The sequence below is a fragment of the Streptomyces sp. NPDC055815 genome (assembly GCF_053616475.1).
This window is the reverse complement of sequence record NZ_JBSHDU010000050.1, coordinates 30,852-48,897: the sequence shown is the minus strand read 5'-3', so window position 1 is coordinate 48,897 and position 18,046 is coordinate 30,852. Positions and strand designations below refer to the sequence as shown.

Below are 18,046 nucleotides of genomic sequence, written 5' to 3'. Positions count from 1 at the left end.
TCGGCGTTTGTAGTGGGATCTGCGGGCTCGGGCCTGGCTGCGTCGTCGATAGCGTGACCAGTGCAGACGGTACTCGTTGCTGTGGCAGTGGCGCGCGACGACGGCGTGGCCCATCAACCGGCGGATCTCCGGGGCGCTGAGGGGTATGAGGTCTTGCTCGTCGTCAGAGGTGCCCCTTTTATGGCTTCTGCGGCGCGGATGGCAGTCAGATACGCGTGGGCGGCCATGGCCAGGGTGATGTGGCGATACCAGGCCCGGTAGAGGCGGACTTGATAGTGGTCCAGGCCGCACTCGCCCTTGGCGCTCTGGAAGCATTCCTCGACCGCCCACCGCTCGGCAGCCACCCTGACCAGGTCTTTCAACCGCGAGGGAACCGGGCCGAAACAGACGTAGTAGGCGATCTCGCTCGGGTCATCGACGGAGCGCCGGGCCAGGACCCAGTGCCCGAACCCGTTCTCCCAGGCGTAGCGGATCGGGACGCGGGCCCAGTCGTAGATCCTCTCGCCGTGGGCGCCGGCGCCGCCCGACAGGCGCTTCCAGCGCTGGCGAGGCTGGGCGGCGACGAGGGCGTCGACACGGGACTCCCCGCCCCGGGCGGTGATCACGGTGTCGTTGACCTTGGTGGCCAACACATAGGCGACGCCGCGTTCCTCCAGCCAGAACCGTGTGTGCTTGACCTGCCCGTACGCCTCGTCCGCGGCGACCCAGGCGAACGGGAAGCCGGCATCGATGGCGCGTTGCAGCATACAGCGGAAGTGGTCGTTCTTGGTCGCGAAGGCGATCTCGTCGCCGATCCCGGCGGCGCGACAGCGTTCGCGGTCCCCGGTCCAGGAGGCCGGGATGTAGAGCTCACGGTCGATCAAGGCCCGGCCCTTGGGCGAGGCGTAGGCCAGGAACGTGCCGATCTGGCAGTTCTCGGTACGTCCGGCGGTTCCGCTGTACTGCCGCTGGACGCCGGCGGACTTGGTGCCCTTCTTCAGGAAGCCGGTGTCATCCCCGATCAGGACGGCGTTCTTGTCACCGATGGTCTCCACGACATAGTCGCGCAGATCGTCACGGACGGCGTTCTCGTCCCACTCGGAGTGGTTCAGCAGACGCTGGACGCCGTCCGGCCGCAGCTGGCCGACCTGCTCGGCCATGGTCCAGGCGTTCTTCTTCTCCAACGGGGCGAGCAGGCCGGTCAGATAGTCCAAAGCCCGCTCCCGAGGCTCCGACCTGCCGAAACGGTGGGCGAAGCGGGCATGGAACCCGGCTATCCCCTCGGACCACGACTCGACCTGCTCCATCGTCAACGCGTCAGCACACAGTCATACCAACGACTGCACTATGCACCGGTCACGCCAGATGCGGTTGCAGTACTAGGGGCCTGTCGTTTGGATCAGGCCGGGATGCGGGTCCCTGCGCCGCCAACCCTGATCCGCCGGTCGCCCGCCCGCAGTTCCACCGTTAGGACGCCGGGGCGTCCCATGTCCTCCCCTTGGTGGAGAGTGAGGACCGTCGCCTCGGGCACGAGTCCGAGCTCACGGGCGTACGCGCCGAAGGCGGCGGCCGCCGCCCCGGTCGCCGGGTCCTCGACCACACCGCCCACCGGGAACGGGGCGCGGACGTGGAAGACCTCCGCAGAGGCGCGCCAGACCAACTCCAGCGTCACCAGGTCGAGCCGGTGCATGAGGGCCTCCAGGCGGGGGAAGTCGTACGCCAGGTGGGCCAGGCGCTCTCGGCTCGCGGCGGCCAGGATCAGATGGCGGGCGCCCGCGAAGGCGATGCGGGGAGGCAGGGCGGGATCGAGGTCGCCGGCCGGCCAGTCGAGCGCGGCGAGTGCCTCTGCCAGGTCATCGGCCGCGACGTCCTCGATGTGCGGCTCGACGCTCGTGAGTGTGGCCCGCAGCGCCCCGCCCTCGCGCGTCACGGTGACCGGCACGGTCCCGGCCTTCGTGGTGAATACCAGGTCGCCGGGGCCGATGCGCTCGCCGAGGGCCACGGCCGTCGCGACGGTGGCGTGACCGCAGAAGGGCACTTCCGCCTTGGGGCTGAAGTAGCGGATGGTGTACGCGCGCCCGGCGTCCGACGCGCCGGAGCCCGCTCCTTCGGACGGCGCTGTCAGGAACGCGCTCTCGCTGTATCCGACTTCGGCGGCGATCGCCAGCATCTCCTCGTCGCTGAGGCCCGTGGCGTCGAGAACGATTCCGGCGGGATTGCCTCCCTCGGGATCGTCGGAGAAGGCGGTGTAACGCAGGACGTCGGGGGTTTCCCGTATGGAGTTCATGCCCGGGGCAACGGCGGGGATCCCCGGGTTGGTTCCCCAGGTAGGGACCGTCTCGGAGCTCCGCTCCGCGGTCACGATCTCGGCAAATCGGCTTCTGCGCTCATGGCATACGCCCCCTCGTGTCGATCTGCTCCCGCCCTCGACGATGCTCACCGCGCGCGATGAGCATCTGCACTGGTGGTGCTGACTCCGCGCGGGTGCTTACAACTGCTCGAAGTGGAAGGAGCGGATGAAGCAGTCTCGCGATTGGCCGATCGCGAAAAGGACGCAGTCGAGCACGGATTGGGCGGTCAGCGGGTCGCCTGCGGTCCGGGAGGCGTGCTCCCAGGTGGAGTCGAGTGGGTCGCCGTCCGTGAAGTCCGGCGGGTAGAGCGAGATGACACGGATGCCCTCGGGGCGGAGCCGGTGGGAGAGGACGTCGGCGAAGCCGGCCTGGGCGGCTTTGGCCGCGTAGAACGCGGGGTGTGCCTGAGAGCGGTGGTCCCGGGCTTCCGCAGCCGAGGAGACCAGGTTGACCACATCGGCACCGATAGAAGCGCGCAGCAGCGGGAGGAAGTGCTTGACCATGAGCAGGGTGCCGGTGGCTCCGGATGCGATGGTGTCGGTGATCGCGTCGTCGTCGGCATCCCACAGACCGGGGCCTTCCAGGTAGCGGGCACCGTTGTTAATCAGCACGTCCACCCGGTCGGTGCGGGCGGTAACCCCATCCGCGAACGCCCGTACGGAGACCGGGTCGGCCAGATCACAGTCGAACGCGTCAGCTCTCGCGCCGCTGTCGGCCGCCACCTCCTCGACAACCCTCTGTGCCGCAGCCAGAGAGCGCGCGGAAACGAACACGCGCGCACCCAACCGGCCTGCGCTCAAGGCCAACGCCCGCCCGAACCCACGCCCGGCCCCGGTGACTACCACCGTGTTCCCTGTGAGATCCATGCGCATGCCTCCTCTGTGTTTGATCACCGGTCGCTGCCGCTGTGCTTCCGTCAGGCTGTACGCCGAACGGTTACCTCGGCGCCTTCGGGCCCGTCATGATCATGACGGAATTCGCGCGAGGAAGGTAACGACATGACCGGATCAGGTCCGCACGAAGTACTGGCGGGAGCCTTCGAAGAGCAGCGTGAGCGCCTGGTGGCGGTCGCCTACCGGATGCTCGGGTCGCGGGGGGACGCCGAGGACGCGGTGCAGGAGGCGTGGATCCGGTTGGCGCGACAGGACGCGGCCGCGATCGACAACCTGGCCGGCTGGCTGACCACCGTGGTCGGCCGGGTCTGCATCGACGTGCTGCGCTCGCGCAAGACCCGGGCCGAGCTGTCGTACGAGGAGCGGCTGCCCGAGCTGGTGGTGACCGTGGACGGCGGGGCGGCACCCGAGGACGACGCGATGCTCGCGGAATCGGTCGGGCTGGCACTGCTGGTGGTGCTCGACACCCTCACGCCCACCGAGCGGCTGGCGTTCGTCCTGCATGACATGTTCGCGGTGCCCTTCGCCGAGATCGGCGAGATCATCGGGCGGTCCACCGACGCGACCAAGATGCTCGCCAGCCGGGCCCGCCGGAAGGTGCAGGGCACACCGCTGCCGGAGGAGGAGCCGCGGCGGCAGCGCGCCGTGGTCGACGCATTTCTCGCCGCGGCGCGGAACGGGGACTTCGAAGGGCTCGTACAGCTGCTCGATCCGAAGGTGACCTGGCGCACGTACCACCCGCAGGGCGTGATGACCACGGTCGGGGCGGCAGAGGTGGCCGGTCCGGTCCTGCGCGGCATCCGGTCGATGACCTCGGTGCTCCCGGTCCTGGTCAACGGCGAGCCCGGGTTCGTGGCCTGGGGTGCGAAGGGCAAGGTGCTCGGCGTGGTGGCGTGCACCGTGGTCGACGGCCGGATCGTCGAACTCCTGACCGTCAGCGACCGCAAGCGCCTCGACACCATGGGGCTGCCCGAGCGACCCGAGTAGCGCACGTTAAGACGTCGGGCGCATGGGGTTGTTACGTCTTGGCGGGGCGCTTCGTCGTAGTGGTGCAAGCATCCGAAGACGAAGGAGATCGAGATGGAATCCCGGATCAACCCCATGCGCAACGAGGTCGGGTCGAAGTGGGCCAAGCACATCATCGCGTCGAACAAGGCCATCACCGACTCGGCGCTGCCGAAGGCGGTGCAGGAGCTGGTGAAGATCCGCGCCAGCCAGATCAACGGCTGCGGCGGCTGCCTCGACATGCACACCAAGGACGCCGCGGCCGCCGGCGAGAGCCTGGTGCGGATCAACCTGGTCGGGGCATGGCGGGAGACAACCGTCTACACCGAGGCTGAGCGGGCGGCACTGGAACTCACCGAGCAGGGCACCCGCCTCGCCGACTCCGGCGGCGTCACCGATGAGGCGTGGGCGAACGCGGCGAAGCACTTCGACGAGGACCAGCTCATGGCCCTGGTGGCCCTGATCTGCGTGATCAACGCCTTCAACCGGCTGAACGTGATCACCCGGACGCCCGGCGGCGAGTACCAGCCCGGTCAGTTCGGCTGACGCGGACATTCCCCCTCAGGCTCTCAGGCGGACCCGGGACCCCGGGTCCGCCGGCGGCCGCCACCCCCAGACATTGCGCCAAGGACAGGACTCATGAACATCGCACTGTGGATCATCACCGGACTGCTGACCGCCGTCTTCCTGTTCTCCGGCTTCGGGAAGCTGTTCGTCCCACGGGAGAAGATGGCCGGCATGGCCGACGCCGCGCGCTGGGTCCTCGACTTCAAGCCCGGCACCCTCAAGGCCATCGGAGCACTGGAGATCCTCGGTGCCGTGGGCCTGATCCTGCCCGCCTTGCTCGGCATCGCGCCGATACTGGTACCGCTGGCGGCCAGCGGCCTGGCGCTGATCATGACCGGCGCCATGATCTTGCGGATCCGACGTGGCGAGACCAAAGCCGCGCTGGGGGACGGGGCCTACCTTGCCCTGACCGCCTTCGTGGCGATCGGCCGCTTCGCGCTGGAACCCTTCACCGGCTGACCGGCCGGTCACCCGGGCGGAATGCGGGCCGCGATCCGCCCGCATGTCTGGCACCGACTGCGGCGCCGGCAGCCAACGAACGTCAGCCGCCGTGATCGCCGGACTGATCGAGAACGGCGAGTTATCCGAGATCTTCCAGCGGCTGATCGGTGTGCCCGACAAGACGACGTGATCCGGGCCCAGGGTCACGCAGCCTGGCCGTAGCCGTCCGGCGCGGGCGGGGCGCCACCGCGCAGCGGGCTGAAGTCGACGTCCAGGTGTGGGTCGTACGCCTCGGGCACGAGGCCGAGCTCATGGGTGGAGTATTCGCCGAAGCGGCGGATGTGCTCGGTCAGGTACGGCGAGATGTGGGCCAGGTCCTCGGGGTCGATGGCGTGGCCCTCCTCCTGGAGCTGGCGCACGATCTCGGCGATGTCCAGGGCGTTGTGGAAGATCACCGCGTTCGTGAGCAGCGCGTTGAATTTCGCGGTCTTCTCCTGCTCGACGGGGTCGTTGTCGGTGATGACGCCGCCGTTGCCGAAGCCGATCCACTGGGAGAAGCCGTTGAACGCCTCGACCTTGTTCGTCGCGGCGGTCACCCGCCGGCGCAGCGGGGCGTCCGAGAGGTAGCGCAGCAGCTGGACGGTGCGGATGACGCGGCCGACCTCGCGGAAGGCGGTGTAGGTGGCGTTCCTGCGCGAGCCGGCGCGCAGCCGTCGCAGCAGCAGGGTGGAAGAGATGGCGCCCTCTCGGACGGAGACGGCCACCCGCATCAGGTGCCGGAACTGGGACTCGATCAGGTCGAAGTCGATGACGTTGCGGCCGCTCTCCCCGAACAGCGCGTCGATGTGCACGTACTCGGTCTGCTTCGTGGGCCGGTAGAAGGTCAGGTCCTTCCAGTTCCTGATCCTGGGCATCAGGTCGAAGCCCAGCAGGTGGGCGAGCGCGAAGACAGGGAACGACTGGCCCTGCGTATCCGCGTGCACCGTGGTCGGTCTCACCTCGGACGAGTTCTTCAGCAGGCCCTCGATGATGTAGACGGCCTCCCACACCCCGCACGGGATGAAGTGCGTGAACAGCGCGATGTAGGTATCAGAGATGTGGTGGTAGGCGATGCCGCCCGGCTTGCCGTACCGCACGGACGTCTCGGACAGCAGGTTGTTGAGGTAGGTGTCCATGTGGGTGCCGTCCGCGGCGACCGCGGAGCCGTCGCCCCAGGCCTGCGAGATGTCCAGGCGGGCGTGCGCGTTGACCAGGTCGGCGATGGCCTCGTTCAGTGTCGGAATGGAGAAGTGCCGGTTCGCGGCCAGCGACAGCTCGTGCCCGCTCACACCGGGGATGTGCCGGGCGGCCTCGTAGGGGCCCATGTTGGTGCCCTTCACGAACGTGGTGATCACGTACCGGCCGAAGGGATCCTTCAGCTTCGGCTCGTTGCCTGAGGCCGGGCCGAAGCGGCGCCACCACTCCACCCAGTACGCCGTGCGGGAGATGATCCCGAGCAGGGAGCGCTCCGGCATCCGTGCCTTGATCTCCTGCTCCAGCGCCTTCGCCGAGGCCCGCTGACCCTCGGAACGGTGGGCCTTGAGGGAAGGGATGCCGGTCTCCGGGTCGATGACCAGGCCCTCGTTGTCCGGGTACCCGGCATCCGCCGTCGCGGCCGCCGCGGTGAGCTTGTCCTCCAGCTGCCGCCTGAACGTCACCGCGTCGTACGCCGTCGCCTCGCCGGGCTCGGCGAGGCCGACCTCCACCAGGTAGTCGCCCAGCTTCGTCTCGACGTCCTCCCACGGCAGGAGCTGCTCACTCCAGTCGGCGTACTCCTCGGAGCCGGCCACCGCGACGTCACCGGTGCGCAGTTCCTCGGCGAGCGCGGCGAACACCATGGCCTCGAAGTGCTTGCGCACCAAGGCGCCGGGACGGTTCTTGTCCCGTACGGCCTTCTGCCAGTTCAGCGTGGCGAACGAGATGTCGACCGGGCGGCCGTCCTCGTGCCGTTCGGGGATGAAGTCGCGCAGGTTCTTGTGGCGGCGGGCGTGCGCGAGCGCGTCCAGGACACGGTTGTCCTCGGAGGTCGCCCGCAGCTCCAGACGGCTGGTCAGGTCGTACATCGTGGAGCGGTCCTTGAGCAGGTGCCCGTACAGCAGCACCTCCCAGTAGTTGCCGTGGTGGGCGGCGACCTTCTCGATCTGCTCGTACTGCCCCTCGAACCCTCCAAAGCCGTCCACCGCCGCCGCAGGCACTCCCAGGGCGCCGGCCTGCACACGCAGCGCCTTCGCCATGGTGTGCAGCGCGGGTGCGAGCCCCTCGCCGAGCCGGGCCGCGACAGTGTCAGGCGCGGCGTCCCGGTCGAGTTCCCCGACCGCCGCCAGGACCTCGGCGGTCAAGGCCGCCGCCTCCTCCCGGGCGGCCTGGACGGGACTGTCCGTGTCGATGTGCTGGAGCACCGTGCGGTAGTTCCCGATCAACGCCTCGACGATGGCCTGCTGCCGCTCCCGGATCTCTTCCAGCTCCGCCTTGGCCCGCTTGACCTGCAACGCGATCCGCTTACAGAACATCGTCGTCAGGTCGTCCCGGGCCCGCATCCGCGCCTTGTGGACCAGGCACGCCAGCAGCGCGAGCCGCTTCACCAGGCTGTAGTCCCGCAGCCCCGGCGCGTCCGCTGCGTCCGCCTCACCGGCGAAGTCCGTGATCTTCCCCGAGGCGACGCCGGCCAGCCACACCCGGGTCTCGCCCAGCTCGTCCACCCACCCAAGGTGCTCGGCCTGGGCACGGAAGTGCGACCACGTCGGGGCCTTCGCGGACTGCTTCAGCCGGTTGTACTTCGTGGTGCCGGAGGTGTCCTTCTCCGACAGCAGCGCCAGCAGCCGCTCCCGGTGGGCCTCGCTGAGCTGGTCGTAGACGCCCGTGCAGATCGAGGCGTTCACCTCGGTGCGGACCTTCGCCGCGAGCGCGTCCAGCGTGGTGAAGCCCGGCAGCTCCAGCCCTGCCTCCACGACCTTCTCCAGCGCGATGTTGATGAGATCGGCCGGGCGGTTCTTCGACACGGCCTCGCTCCGCATCACCGCCTCGGCGATCTTTCGGGCCTTCGCCTTGTCGTACGACAGGCCCGTCCGCTGGCGTACGGCGGTTCGCTGCCGTTCCGCCGTACGGTTCGCGGCCTTCGGCACCGTGCCCTCCGGCAGGTCCACCGCGCGGCGGACGAAGTCGACCACGGTCTCCGGGATCTCGTCCAGCTTCGGGAAGCACCCCATCCGCTGGTACGACTTCAGCGCGAGCAGCTGGGCCAGGAGGTGCTCGTCGCAGTCGGCACGGGCCGCTGCCCACTCGACCTCGTCACGGCTCGGCGCGAAGAACAGATGCAGCTCATGCGCGGTGATCAACCGCTTGAACCGCGGATACGCGGTCCTCTCGATCGAGGTCACAGCCCACCCCGCCCCAGCCGGAATCCAACATCACCACCAACGACACTGGGCTGTACGGGTGACGGGGCAAGGCACTCAACAACGCAAGATCATCCCGTGGCGGGTTTCTGGCGTATCTGGGTCATGCCCCGGTATCTGCCCCGGCACACCGAAATCCCTTTGCCGAGGTGATCGGGGCGGACGATCCTCGCGGCATGAACCTTCCGAACCTTCCCAACCTTTCGAACCGTTCACCGGAGACGGTCATCGAGCTCGACGGCGGGCTCGTGCTCCGCGCGTTCGAGGGCGAGGCGGACCTGCCGGAGTTCTGCCGGGTCGTCGACGAGTCGGTGGAGCACCTGCGCCCGTGGATGCCGTGGGTCGCCGAGCACCCCGGCGGGACGGCCCGCTTCCTGGCGTCCCGGGCGGAACAGTGGGCGAGCGGCGAGGCGTACAGCTACGCGATCGTGCTCGACGGGGCGATCGTCGGCTCCTGCGGGCTGCACCGGCACGACGACACCCCCGACGGCACGGTCGAGGTCGGCTACTGGCTGCACCCGACCGCGACCGGCAAGGGCCTCGCGACGCGCGCCGCCCGGGCGCTCGTCGAGCAGGCGTTCCGCCTGCCCGGCGTCACGGGCGTCGAGATCGTCCACGACGTCGCCAACCACGCCAGCGGCGCCGTCCCCTCCCGCCTCGGCTTCACCGCCCACCTCCGCCGCCCCCACGAACCCACGGCCCCGGCGGAAACGGGCGAGGACCAGATCTGGCGCCTGACCCGGTGAAGTCGACGAGAGAGAGCTGAGGGGGCGCCGTGGGGAGCAGTTTTCAGGCCGTTGCCGATCTGGAGGTGACGGCCTCGGAGGCCGGGGGGCTCGGGGATCGGGTGGGGGCGTGGCTCGTCGCCGAGGGGATCGTGGCGGCGGAGCACGCGCCGGCCCAGGACGGCAGGACCTTGTACCTGCCCGGGCCGGGCTGGGCCCGTGCGACGGACGCGCGGCCCTATCCGGGAACCGAATGGGCCGTCGTCACCGGACGCACCGTGTTCTTCGGGTCCCCGGGCAGCGACGGCTCACCGATCTGCCCGCACTGCGCGACGGTCGTCACCGGCCGGCGGTCCGCCTTCTCCACGGCCATCGATATTTGGTGGGAGACGGGCACGGCCGACGTTCCCTGCCCGGCGTGCGGGCGCACGGTCCCGCTGCCCGCCTGGGAGTGGGAGAACGACTTCTTCGCCTTCGCCCACGTCGGCGTCGAGCACTGGAACGGCCCTCCGCTCCGGGCCGGGTTCATCGCCGAACGGACCCGGCTCCTCGGGCACCGCACCCGCCTGCTCGCGGGGAAGATCTGACAGCGGCGAAGAGGGCCTCCACCCGTCCGGGTGGAGGCCCTCCTTCGGTGCTCAGGGGGTCAGAACGCGCCGTTCAGGCCCCACCAGTTGCCGTCCTCCGGGACGCCCGTGTTGAACGCGCCCGTGCCCTTGCCCGTGTACAGGACCAGGCAGCCCACTCCGCGGCACTCCGGGGAGACGTAGGAGGAGCCGGCGATCGTCGCGAGGTCGTTGCGGCCGTCGGCGTTGTAGTCGCCGACCGCGAGGAACGACGCCATGACGTTCCAGCCGCCCGAGCCGATCAGGACGCGCGGGCCGAAGGTGCCCGTGGCCGTGACCGGGTAGAACCACAGCTTGCCCGTGGACGCCTCGCGGCCGACCAGGTCGGCCCGGAGGTCGCCGTTCAGGTCACCGGTGGCGACGAGGGCGTTCATGCCGTTCCAGCCGCCCGTGCCGAGGAGCTTGCGCGCGCCGACGCCCGTGGCGGTGCCCGGGTACAGCCACAGCTTGCCGGTGGACTTCTCGACGGCGAGCAGGTCCGAGCGGCCGTCGCCGGTCATGTCCCCGTACGCCGTGAGCTTGTCCATGGCGTTCCAGCCGCCGCTGCCGATCAGCACGCGCGTGCCGACCGCGCCGGTCCCCGTCCCCGGGTACAGCCACAGCTTGCCGGTGGACGCCTCGCGGGCGATGACGTCCTCGCGGCCGTCGCCGCTGAAGTCACCGTGCCGCGTCAGGGCGTTCATGGTGTTCCAGCCGCCGCTGCCGACCAGCTTGCCCGTGCCGTCGCCGGGCAGGAACCACATGCGGCCGGCCTTGTCGCGGACCAGGACGTCCGACTTCTTGTCGGCGTTCAGGTCGCCGAAGCCCGCCGCCTGCGTGGCGGTCGACGCGTACCACTCGGGGTACGCCGGCAGGACGCACTCCCGCTCGGTCGGTACGAGCTTCAGCGAGCTGACCGAGTTGGTGCCCGGGCCGCCCCACTCGGTGCCCGCCGGGTCCGCGGGCTGCGCGTAGACGGCCCCCGAGGTGCCGTAGTTGGCGTCCTCGTACAGGCAGGCGAACTTGTTCGTGCGGTTGACGACCGAGCGGAACGTGTTGTCCCAGCCGCCGAGCGTCGCCACGTTCACGTTCGTCTTGTACATCGTGCCGGTGCCGTTGTCGGTCTTCCAGGCACAGAAGTAGCCGGACGGGCAGTCGCTGATCGCCGCCTGCGCCGGCGCCACGCCCGCGCCGAAGAGGCCGAGCGTGGTGAGCCCCAGCGTCGTGGCCACCGTGGCCACGCGCCGCAGCATGGATATGCGCATCGATTTCCCTCCAACCGGCGCGGAGGCGTGCTGCTCGACGCGCCGTGACAGGGACCGTACCGCGCCGGTCCTCCCGCGTCACCGCAGGGGCCCCGTTTCCGGAATGACTGCTTCCCGGGGCCTGCGCGTCAGGGCGTGAGCACCCCGTTCAGGAAGGGCTCCACGGCCTCGCTCCAGGCCTCCGGGTGCGTGTAGTGGAGCAGGTGACCGGCGTCCGGGATCTCCGCGTACGCCCCGTGGGGCAGGACCCTGACCATCTCCTGGGCCTCCGCGCGGCCCAGCTCGCCGTCGAGGCCGCGGACGACGAGGGTGGGGCAGCGGACCTGGGCGAGCGAGTCCCAGTGGGCGTCGTGGACCCAGGTCTCGCGGGAGGTCAGCATCTGCTCCGGGTCGAAGACCGGCCGCCAGCCGTCGGGGCGCTCGGTCATCACCTCGGCGAAGAACGCGCCCCGCGCCGGGTTCGGGGTCTCCACCCAGGGATCCTCGTCGCCGAACCAGCGGTGGACGGCCTCAAGCGACGGGAACGGCGCGGGCCAGCCGCGGAACCAGTCCTGCCAGGCGCGCTGCGAGGCCGCGCCGAGGGCCGAGGCGCGCATGTCGCAGATGACGAGGGCGCGGACGAGGTCGGGGCGCTCGGCGGCCAGCTGCCAGGCGGTCAGGGCGCCCATGGAGTGGCCGACGAGGGTGACGGGGCCGAGGCCGAGCTGCTCGACGACGGCGGCGGCGTCCGCCACGTACGCCTCGCGCGTGAAGGGGCCGCCGGCGGGCTTCTCGCTCGCACCGTGCCCGCGCTGGTCGAGGGCGACGATCCGATGCCCGCCGGTGAGCCGGCGGACGGCGGGCGCCCAGTGCCCGGCGTGCCCCATCAGGCCGTGGAGGAGTAACACCCCGGGGGCGGGAGCGCCCGAGGGCCGCGCCTGCGGGACCCGTACGGGGCGGGGGACGGCGGCGGCGGCCCGGCCGCCGGGCCGCGCAACGGCATCCGGCCCGGGCTGCGGGACGATCCCCCGACTCTCGCCCCCGGGCGCGTACCCCCAGTCCCCACGACCGGGCACCGCCTGATCGGGGACGGGGCGGCCAGGGCCCGGGGGGCCCGCGGCCCCGTAGTCCGTGGCCGTTCGGCCAGGGCCCGTATGACCCGCATGACCCGCGGCAGCGGGGTCCGCGGCCGTGTGGTCCCAGGCCGCCAGCCGGACGCCGTCGGCCCCGGTGACGTCGAGTCGTCGCGCCATGGATCCGGCACCCCCTCTTTTCCGTCGAACCTCGCCAGACTATCGAACTCGCATTCGAAAATGCGCTCCTGCCACACAACACCCCTCGTTCGAGTGACAGGGCTCAAGGATTGACGCGCGCTGCCGAGGGGAGATCTTGAGCGGGAGGCGGACCGCTCGGGGAAAAACGGTCCGAGGGGACTGACCTTGAGAGCTCGGGGCTCCAGGTCAGCACAGGGGAGGACAGGCCCCGGCGCCGGAAGGCGCCGGGGCCCTCTGTCGCCCGCGGTCCGCGATCCTCCGCCGTCCGTAGCCCTCATGGCCCCACCCCCTCCACGCCCGGCTCCCACCAGCGTGGCACGGCAAGGGCGCGGGCGTGGCGATTCCGGCGTAAAACGGGGCGCACGACGTTTCGTTGGCCCCCCGAGGCCGAGCCGATACGGCTTCGTGACCCCGTCCCGCACAACCCACGTCCACACCCACACCCACACCCACACCCACACCCACGCCCACGTCCACGTCCACGTCCACGTCCACGCCCACGCCCCAAAGAGACAAGGGCGCCCCGCCGGTCGCTCACAGGACCGGCGGGGCGCCCCCCGTCACGTACGACCGCGCGAACTCAGCGCTTCGCGACGAACACGTGCGCCGCGACCTCCGCGTCCAGCTCCGCCGCCTCGCCGCTGCTGCCCACCAGGACACCGCCCGGCGACTCCGACACCGACACCACCGAGCCGGGCTGCACGCCCGCCCTCCGCAGCGTGTACATCAGCTGGGCGTCCGTCTGGATCGGCTCGCCGATCCGCCGCACGATCACCGTCTTGCCGCCCGACGCGTCCAGGTCGGCGAGGGACACCATCGAGTCGTCGAGGAAGGCCTCGGCCTCCGCCTTCTCGCCCAGCTCCTCCAGGCCCGGGATCGGGTTCCCGTACGGCGACTCCGTCGGGTGCCGCAGCAGCTCCAGCACCCGCCGCTCCACGGCCTCGCTCATCACGTGCTCCCAGCGGCAGGCCTCGGCGTGGACCTGCTCCCACTCCAGGCCGATCACGTCCACGAGCAGGCACTCGGCGAGACGGTGCTTCCGCATCACCCGGGTGGCGAGGCGACGCCCCTCGTCCGTGAGCTCCAGGTGGCGGTCGCTCGCCACGGCCACCAGACCGTCGCGCTCCATCCGGGCCACCGTCTGGCTCACCGTCGGGCCGCTCTGGTCGAGCCGCTCGGCGATGCGGGCACGCATGGGGACCACACCCTCCTCCTCGAGCTCGAGGATGGTGCGGAGATACATCTCCGTTGTGTCGATCAGTCCGGACATACGTGCCCCTCGATGAGTCGTGCGCTGGCCCTGCACCAATTCTTGCGCATCGGACGGACAACCGGGCCGCGCCGGGGCGAGGCGGTATTGACAGAGCAATGGTCCAGACCGCACCGTGATCGGCGACCACGAGGACGAGAAGGAGCCGCCGCCATGGCCGAGAGCAAGCTGGCCGGACAGTTCTTCGACGCCGCGATCGGCCTGCTCCAGCAGGTCCGCGACGGAGACTCCGCCGAGATCGCCGCCGCGGGCAAGGCCATCGCCGAGGCCGTCGCGAACGGCAACCGGCTCTTCGCCTTCGGCGCCGGACACTCCTCGCTCGCCGCCCAGGACGTCGTCTACCGGGCCGGCGGCCTCGCCCTGATGAACCTGCTCGCCGTCCCCGGCGTCGTCGGCGTCGACGTCATGCCGGCCACCCTCGGCTCCGCCCTGGAGCGCGTCGACGGCCTCGCCGGAGCGGTCCTCGACTCCTCCCCCGCGAAGGCCGGCGACGTCCTGATCATCATCTCCCTCTCCGGGCGCAACGCCCTGCCCGTGGAGATGGCCATGAACGCCCGCGCGCTCGGCCTCACCGTCATCGGCGTCACCTCGGTGGCGTACGCGACGGAGACGAAGTCACGGCACGTCTCGGGGACGTACCTCAAGGACCACTGCGACGTCGTCCTCGACTCGAAGATCGCCATCGGGGACGCGGAGCTCACCCACGAGGGCATCGAGGCGCCCTTCGCCCCCGCCTCCACCGTCGTCACCAGCGCCCTCATGCAGGCCACGATGGCCGCCGCCGCCGAGGAACTCGTACGCCTCGGCATCGAACCGCCACTGCTGCGCTCGGGCAACGTCGACGGCGGGCACGAGTGGAACGGGCGCGTGATGAGCGAGTACGGGGACCGGATCTTCTTCCGGCACTAGGGTCACGGACGCCCCGGCTCCCTAGGCCACCGGGTGCGGCGCCCGCCCGCGCCGCGGGCTCCGGCGGCTCGACGCGATCAGGGCGATGCCCATGAGCTCCAGGAAGTACCCGACGAAGGGGAGCCACGGTTCGCGCGAAGCGACGTCGACCGGAAGCGTGAAGTACGTGACCACCGAGGTGAGGAGGCCCAGGCCCGCCAGCGCGAGCCCGAGGCCGTAGACCCGGGGCTGCCGGACGCTCCGGCGCGCCGGAGCGATCATCCGGCCCGTACGGAACGCGACCACGCCCATCGCGATCGCCACCACGCCGAAAGGCACGGTCGCTCCCATGAACCACGCCATCATGAAGGCCCCCCTGTTTTCCCGAACGTGAGCACATCGTCGTCCCGCTCACCGGGGGCCGTCCATGCCGGAACCCGGCAGGATCCGGCCCCCCTTCCCTGCCCGCTACGGACGGTCGAGCACCTGCGTCACGCGCGTGAAGCCGTCCGCGCCGTACCCCCGGTCCACCGCCCGCAGCGCCAGCGCCTCCGCCGCGCGCATGACGCTCGCGTCGATGCCGTGCGCCTCGGCGGCGTGCACGACGTGGGTCATCGTCGACACGGCGGAGGTCAGCGGATTGCCCTCGCCCGAGTACGAGCCGCCGTCCACGTCCTCCGCCCACTCCTGGAACAGCGGCGGCAGGATCGCCCCGATGCCCTGGGCGAACGGCGCCAGCTCCCGCGCCGAGATCCCCTCCGCGCGCGCCACCGCGAGCGCGTGCACGTACCCCGTCATCGACGTCCAGAAGATGTCGAGCAACGCGATGTCGTACGCCGCCGCCCGGCCCACGTCCTCGCCGAGATGGGTGTGGGAGCCGCCGAGCGCGTCGAGGACCCGCCGGTGCTCCTCGTACAGCGCCTGCGGGCCGCTGTGCAGGAACACCCCGGCGGGCGTCCCGATGCTCGGCGTCGGGGTCATGATCGCGCCGTCCAGATACCCGATGCCGTGCTCCGCCGCCCAACGGCCGGTGTCCCGGGACCGACCCGGCACGTCGGCGCTCAGGTTCACCACGGTCCGGCCCTTCAGCGCGTCCGTGACGGCCGGCTGCCGCAGCACGGAGTCCGTGGCGTCGTAGTTGACCAGGCAGATCACCGTCAGCGGGCTCGCCGCGACCGCGTCCTCGGCACTCCCGGCCAGGACCGCGCCCCGCGCACCGAGGTCGCCCTCCCTGCCCGGGGTCCGGTTCCACACCGTCGTCCGCACCCCGGCGTCCAGGAACGCGCCGGCCAGCGCCCGGCCCATCGGCCCGAGCCCGAGAACGGTGACGGAAAGCTGCTCGTCGGAAGAAGACATGACGGAACTCCCTTGTACATACGTGGGTGACACAGAGACGACTGACGACGGAGAGGGACGCGCATGACACGCCTCCGGGCCCAGGACACGAACGTCTGCGGAGTGACCGCCGCGATCGCCGTCATCGACGGCAAGTGGAAGACGTCGCTGCTGTGGCTGCTCGAATCCGGCCCGCACCGGCCCGGCGAACTGCGCCGCAGGCTCCCCGAGATCAGCGAGAAGGTGCTGACGCAGGCGCTGCGGGAGATGGAGACGGACGGTCTCGTGCACCGCGAGGTGCACGACGTGCGGCCGCCGAAGACCGTCTACTCGCTGACGGAGTTCGGGCGCGAACTCTCCGGACTGCTCGGCCCGTTGTCCGACTGGGGCCATCGCCGGATCGACCGGCTGACGGCGGCACGAGCCGCCTCCTGAGGCCCTGTCACTCCCTCTCCGTCCCGGGCCGTGACCAGGTTCTCCCGGGCCCGGGACGGCGGACAAGTACCCACAAAAAAGTGGGTGTACGGGGGGCTAGCGGGTGCCCGCGTCGGCGAGGGCCAGTTCCGCCGCCACCCGGGACGCCACCGCCTCCGCGTACACCACGTCCTCCCGCTCGAAGGGCGCCCGGCAGGCGGCCCGCAGGAACGTCAGGACGCCGAGGGTCCGGCCCCGGGACCGCAGCACCACGCACAGGGCGTGCGCCGCGTCCCCCGGCCACTGGTGGGCCTCCGCCCACACCTCGGCGGTACGGCCCGCGCTCGCCCGCACCGTGCCCACCCGGTCCCAGGCCTGCAGGGCGGGGTGCCTCGGCCCGTACCGCAGCGGGATGCCGCCGCCCACGACGGGCGACGACGGGCCCGGGACGGCACCCGCCGGGGTGGCCAGGGCCCGGGTGAGACGCCGCTCCCCCGCGGGCCGGTCCACCAGGGCGTGATCGGCGAACCCGGCCAGGGCGAAGTCCAGCAGGACCGTCGCCGCCTCCACCGGGTCCTCGCACTCCGCGACCGCCGCGCCCGCCCGGTGCAGCTGACTCCACCGGAACCGCAGCCGGTCCGCCTCACGCGCCGCGAGCCGCTCCTCCGTGACGTCCTGGAACAGCCAGGCGACACCCAGCGGCACGGGCTCCTCCGCCATCGGCGACGACAGCCGCAGGAAGCCGCTGCGCCAGCACCGGCGCTGCTCCCCCGAGGAGGTCCTGAGCGTCACCCACACCTCGGCGGGCGCGGGCGGCGTGCCCTCCGCGAGAACGTGCTGGAGGGCCCCCTCCAGCTCCTCCACACCGTGCAGGACGACGTCCCCGAGGGGCCGCCCGAGCAGGGCCGTACGACCGGTCCCGAAGGCGCGGGCGGCGTGCCCGTTGATGACGGCGGGCCGCAGATCGGCGTCGACGAGGACGACACCCCAGGACGCGTCCTCGAACAGCGCCTCGCTCAGGGCGACCGACCGCTCCAGGTCGAGCTGGACGTGGACCTCGCTGAACGCGCAGTACACCCCGGCGGCGCTGCCGTCGGCGCCGCGCACCCCGGCGGCCTGGCTCCGCACGAGAACCCGCCCGCCGTCCTTCCGCAGCAACACGAACTCGTGCACCTGCCGGCCGGGCCCCTTCATGGCCCCCATCAGCCGCCCCAGGGTCTCCTCGGCGTCCGCGCTCCGCGCCGCCCACCCCTCGAAGCCGCGCCGCCCGACGGCCTCCCCGGCGGACCAGCCGAGGATCCGCTCGGCCTCCCGGTTCCAGTGCGTGACCGTCCCGTCGGCGTCGAACGCGCAGAGCGCCGCGTCCATCCCGTCGAGCAACGCGGCCAACAGATCGGCCCCCGCCCCCGGGACGGAGACGTCGTCGCTCGTGGCCCCCGTGAATGCACTCATCCAGGCACCCCCCATGCTGGGACCATTCAACTGGAACGTGACGTGGAGCACACCACCTTCGCCCAAATCATTCGTTCCGAATCACCCGCATAAATAGCTTGAGCGGGCGACGGACCGTTCGTAGTGTGTGGGTACACGCGAAAGGAGGTGATCCGAAAAAATGGTTTCT

The 18,046-nt window shown here is 70.9% G+C and carries 18 protein-coding genes; 8 read left to right on the top strand and 10 right to left on the bottom strand.

From position 1 onward, the window contains the following. Positions 1-113: 113 nt before the first annotated feature. The 3 genes from ACWGN5_RS27765 to ACWGN5_RS27755 form a co-directional block, all read right to left on the bottom strand. The gene (locus ACWGN5_RS27765) at positions 114-1,286 is read right to left on the bottom strand and encodes an IS701 family transposase (RefSeq protein WP_453520070.1); all 1,173 of its coding nucleotides are present in this window, start codon (positions 1,284-1,286) and stop codon (positions 114-116) included. 92 nt (positions 1,287-1,378) lie between these two features. Next, the gene (locus ACWGN5_RS27760) at positions 1,379-2,266 is read right to left on the bottom strand and encodes a PhzF family phenazine biosynthesis protein (protein ID WP_453520031.1); all 888 of its coding nucleotides are present in this window, start codon (positions 2,264-2,266) and stop codon (positions 1,379-1,381) included. Between the two features lie 201 nt (positions 2,267-2,467). Continuing rightward, entirely contained in the window at positions 2,468-3,196 is a 729-nt protein-coding gene (locus ACWGN5_RS27755; protein WP_453520067.1) for an SDR family oxidoreductase, read from the bottom strand. A 132-nt stretch (positions 3,197-3,328) separates the two neighbouring features. Here ACWGN5_RS27755 and ACWGN5_RS27750 point away from each other — a divergent pair, with 132 nt between their 5' ends. From ACWGN5_RS27750 to ACWGN5_RS27735, 4 genes are all read left to right on the top strand, one after another. Beyond that, entirely contained in the window at positions 3,329-4,210 is an 882-nt protein-coding gene (locus tag ACWGN5_RS27750; protein ID WP_453520029.1) for a sigma-70 family RNA polymerase sigma factor, read from the top strand. A gap of 93 nt (positions 4,211-4,303) precedes the next feature. Then, positions 4,304-4,774, top strand: coding sequence for a carboxymuconolactone decarboxylase family protein (locus ACWGN5_RS27745; protein WP_453520027.1), 471 nt, complete (start codon positions 4,304-4,306; stop codon positions 4,772-4,774). Positions 4,775-4,867: 93 nt separating this feature from the next. Next, positions 4,868-5,254 (top strand): DoxX family protein, encoded by a 387-nt coding sequence (locus tag ACWGN5_RS27740; protein ID WP_453520025.1) that lies wholly within the window; start codon positions 4,868-4,870, stop codon positions 5,252-5,254. A 43-nt stretch (positions 5,255-5,297) separates the two neighbouring features. Beyond that, positions 5,298-5,426, top strand: coding sequence for a hypothetical protein (locus ACWGN5_RS27735; RefSeq protein ID WP_453520022.1), 129 nt, complete (start codon positions 5,298-5,300; stop codon positions 5,424-5,426). A 13-nt stretch (positions 5,427-5,439) separates the two neighbouring features. Here the strand turns inward: ACWGN5_RS27735 and ACWGN5_RS27730 are convergent, their stop codons facing one another. Beyond that, complete coding sequence (locus tag ACWGN5_RS27730; RefSeq protein ID WP_453520019.1) at positions 5,440-8,652, bottom strand: Tn3 family transposase; 3,213 nt, start codon at positions 8,650-8,652, stop codon at positions 5,440-5,442. Between the two features lie 194 nt (positions 8,653-8,846). Here ACWGN5_RS27730 and ACWGN5_RS27725 point away from each other — a divergent pair, with 194 nt between their 5' ends. Together ACWGN5_RS27725 and ACWGN5_RS27720 are read left to right on the top strand one after the other, a co-directional pair. Then, positions 8,847-9,416, top strand: a complete 570-nt coding sequence (locus ACWGN5_RS27725; RefSeq protein ID WP_453520016.1) for a GNAT family N-acetyltransferase — start codon at positions 8,847-8,849, stop codon at positions 9,414-9,416. A 29-nt stretch (positions 9,417-9,445) separates the two neighbouring features. Continuing rightward, complete coding sequence (locus ACWGN5_RS27720) at positions 9,446-9,982, top strand: hypothetical protein (RefSeq protein WP_453520013.1); 537 nt, start codon at positions 9,446-9,448, stop codon at positions 9,980-9,982. A 59-nt stretch (positions 9,983-10,041) separates the two neighbouring features. Here the strand turns inward: ACWGN5_RS27720 and ACWGN5_RS27715 are convergent, their stop codons facing one another. From ACWGN5_RS27715 to ACWGN5_RS27705, 3 genes are all read right to left on the bottom strand, one after another. Beyond that, entirely contained in the window at positions 10,042-11,265 is a 1,224-nt protein-coding gene (locus ACWGN5_RS27715) for an FG-GAP-like repeat-containing protein (protein WP_453520010.1), read from the bottom strand. Positions 11,266-11,393: 128 nt separating this feature from the next. Next, positions 11,394-12,497 carry an alpha/beta fold hydrolase gene (locus ACWGN5_RS27710; RefSeq protein WP_453520007.1) on the bottom strand — a complete coding sequence of 368 codons (1,104 nt, stop codon included), beginning with the start codon at positions 12,495-12,497 and terminating at the stop codon, positions 11,394-11,396. Positions 12,498-13,098: 601 nt separating this feature from the next. Next, the gene (locus tag ACWGN5_RS27705) at positions 13,099-13,788 is read right to left on the bottom strand and encodes a metal-dependent transcriptional regulator (RefSeq protein WP_362570237.1); all 690 of its coding nucleotides are present in this window, start codon (positions 13,786-13,788) and stop codon (positions 13,099-13,101) included. Between the two features lie 153 nt (positions 13,789-13,941). Between ACWGN5_RS27705 and ACWGN5_RS27700 the strand changes: the two genes are divergently transcribed. Then, a complete protein-coding gene (locus tag ACWGN5_RS27700) occupies positions 13,942-14,697 on the top strand; it encodes an SIS domain-containing protein (protein WP_453520003.1) in 756 nt (251 codons plus the stop codon). A gap of 21 nt (positions 14,698-14,718) precedes the next feature. Here ACWGN5_RS27700 and ACWGN5_RS27695 read toward each other — a convergent pair whose 3' ends face one another. Both ACWGN5_RS27695 and ACWGN5_RS27690 read right to left on the bottom strand, forming a co-directional pair. Continuing rightward, positions 14,719-15,027, bottom strand: a complete 309-nt coding sequence (locus ACWGN5_RS27695) for a hypothetical protein (protein WP_453519996.1) — start codon at positions 15,025-15,027, stop codon at positions 14,719-14,721. A 117-nt stretch (positions 15,028-15,144) separates the two neighbouring features. After that, positions 15,145-16,032: an NAD(P)-dependent oxidoreductase gene (locus ACWGN5_RS27690; RefSeq protein ID WP_453519993.1), complete on the bottom strand. Its 888-nt coding sequence runs from the start codon at positions 16,030-16,032 to the stop codon at positions 15,145-15,147. 63 nt (positions 16,033-16,095) lie between these two features. On the opposite strand from ACWGN5_RS27690, the gene ACWGN5_RS27685 reads away from it, so the two are divergent. After that, complete coding sequence (locus tag ACWGN5_RS27685; protein WP_453519990.1) at positions 16,096-16,446, top strand: winged helix-turn-helix transcriptional regulator; 351 nt, start codon at positions 16,096-16,098, stop codon at positions 16,444-16,446. 96 nt (positions 16,447-16,542) lie between these two features. Here ACWGN5_RS27685 and ACWGN5_RS27680 read toward each other — a convergent pair whose 3' ends face one another. Beyond that, positions 16,543-17,877, bottom strand: coding sequence for a PAS domain-containing protein (locus ACWGN5_RS27680; protein ID WP_453519987.1), 1,335 nt, complete (start codon positions 17,875-17,877; stop codon positions 16,543-16,545). Between the last annotated feature and the right edge of the window lie 169 nt (positions 17,878-18,046).

Bases quoted from the DNA above. Each gene is read 5' to 3' on its own strand.
- ACWGN5_RS27695 (WP_453519996.1), bottom strand. From the start codon at position 15,027: ATGGGAGCGACCGTGCCTTTCGGCGTGGTGGCGATCGCGATGGGCGTG.
- ACWGN5_RS27750 (WP_453520029.1), top strand. From the start codon at position 3,329: ATGACCGGATCAGGTCCGCACGAAGTACTGGCGGGAGCCTTCGAAGAG.
- ACWGN5_RS27755 (WP_453520067.1), bottom strand. From the start codon at position 3,196: ATGGATCTCACAGGGAACACGGTGGTAGTCACCGGGGCCGGGCGTGGG.
- ACWGN5_RS27725 (WP_453520016.1), top strand. From the start codon at position 8,847: ATGAACCTTCCGAACCTTCCCAACCTTTCGAACCGTTCACCGGAGACG.
- ACWGN5_RS27705 (WP_362570237.1), bottom strand. From the start codon at position 13,788: ATGTCCGGACTGATCGACACAACGGAGATGTATCTCCGCACCATCCTC.
- ACWGN5_RS27745 (WP_453520027.1), top strand. From the start codon at position 4,304: ATGGAATCCCGGATCAACCCCATGCGCAACGAGGTCGGGTCGAAGTGG.
- ACWGN5_RS27685 (WP_453519990.1), top strand. From the start codon at position 16,096: ATGACACGCCTCCGGGCCCAGGACACGAACGTCTGCGGAGTGACCGCC.
- ACWGN5_RS27700 (WP_453520003.1), top strand. From the start codon at position 13,942: ATGGCCGAGAGCAAGCTGGCCGGACAGTTCTTCGACGCCGCGATCGGC.
- ACWGN5_RS27710 (WP_453520007.1), bottom strand. From the start codon at position 12,497: ATGGCGCGACGACTCGACGTCACCGGGGCCGACGGCGTCCGGCTGGCG.
- ACWGN5_RS27735 (WP_453520022.1), top strand. From the start codon at position 5,298: ATGTCTGGCACCGACTGCGGCGCCGGCAGCCAACGAACGTCAGCCGCC.
- ACWGN5_RS27715 (WP_453520010.1), bottom strand. From the start codon at position 11,265: ATGCGCATATCCATGCTGCGGCGCGTGGCCACGGTGGCCACGACGCTG.
- ACWGN5_RS27680 (WP_453519987.1), bottom strand. From the start codon at position 17,877: ATGAGTGCATTCACGGGGGCCACGAGCGACGACGTCTCCGTCCCGGGG.
- ACWGN5_RS27760 (WP_453520031.1), bottom strand. From the start codon at position 2,266: ATGAACTCCATACGGGAAACCCCCGACGTCCTGCGTTACACCGCCTTC.
- ACWGN5_RS27765 (WP_453520070.1), bottom strand. From the start codon at position 1,286: ATGGAGCAGGTCGAGTCGTGGTCCGAGGGGATAGCCGGGTTCCATGCC.
- ACWGN5_RS27740 (WP_453520025.1), top strand. From the start codon at position 4,868: ATGAACATCGCACTGTGGATCATCACCGGACTGCTGACCGCCGTCTTC.
- ACWGN5_RS27690 (WP_453519993.1), bottom strand. From the start codon at position 16,032: ATGTCTTCTTCCGACGAGCAGCTTTCCGTCACCGTTCTCGGGCTCGGG.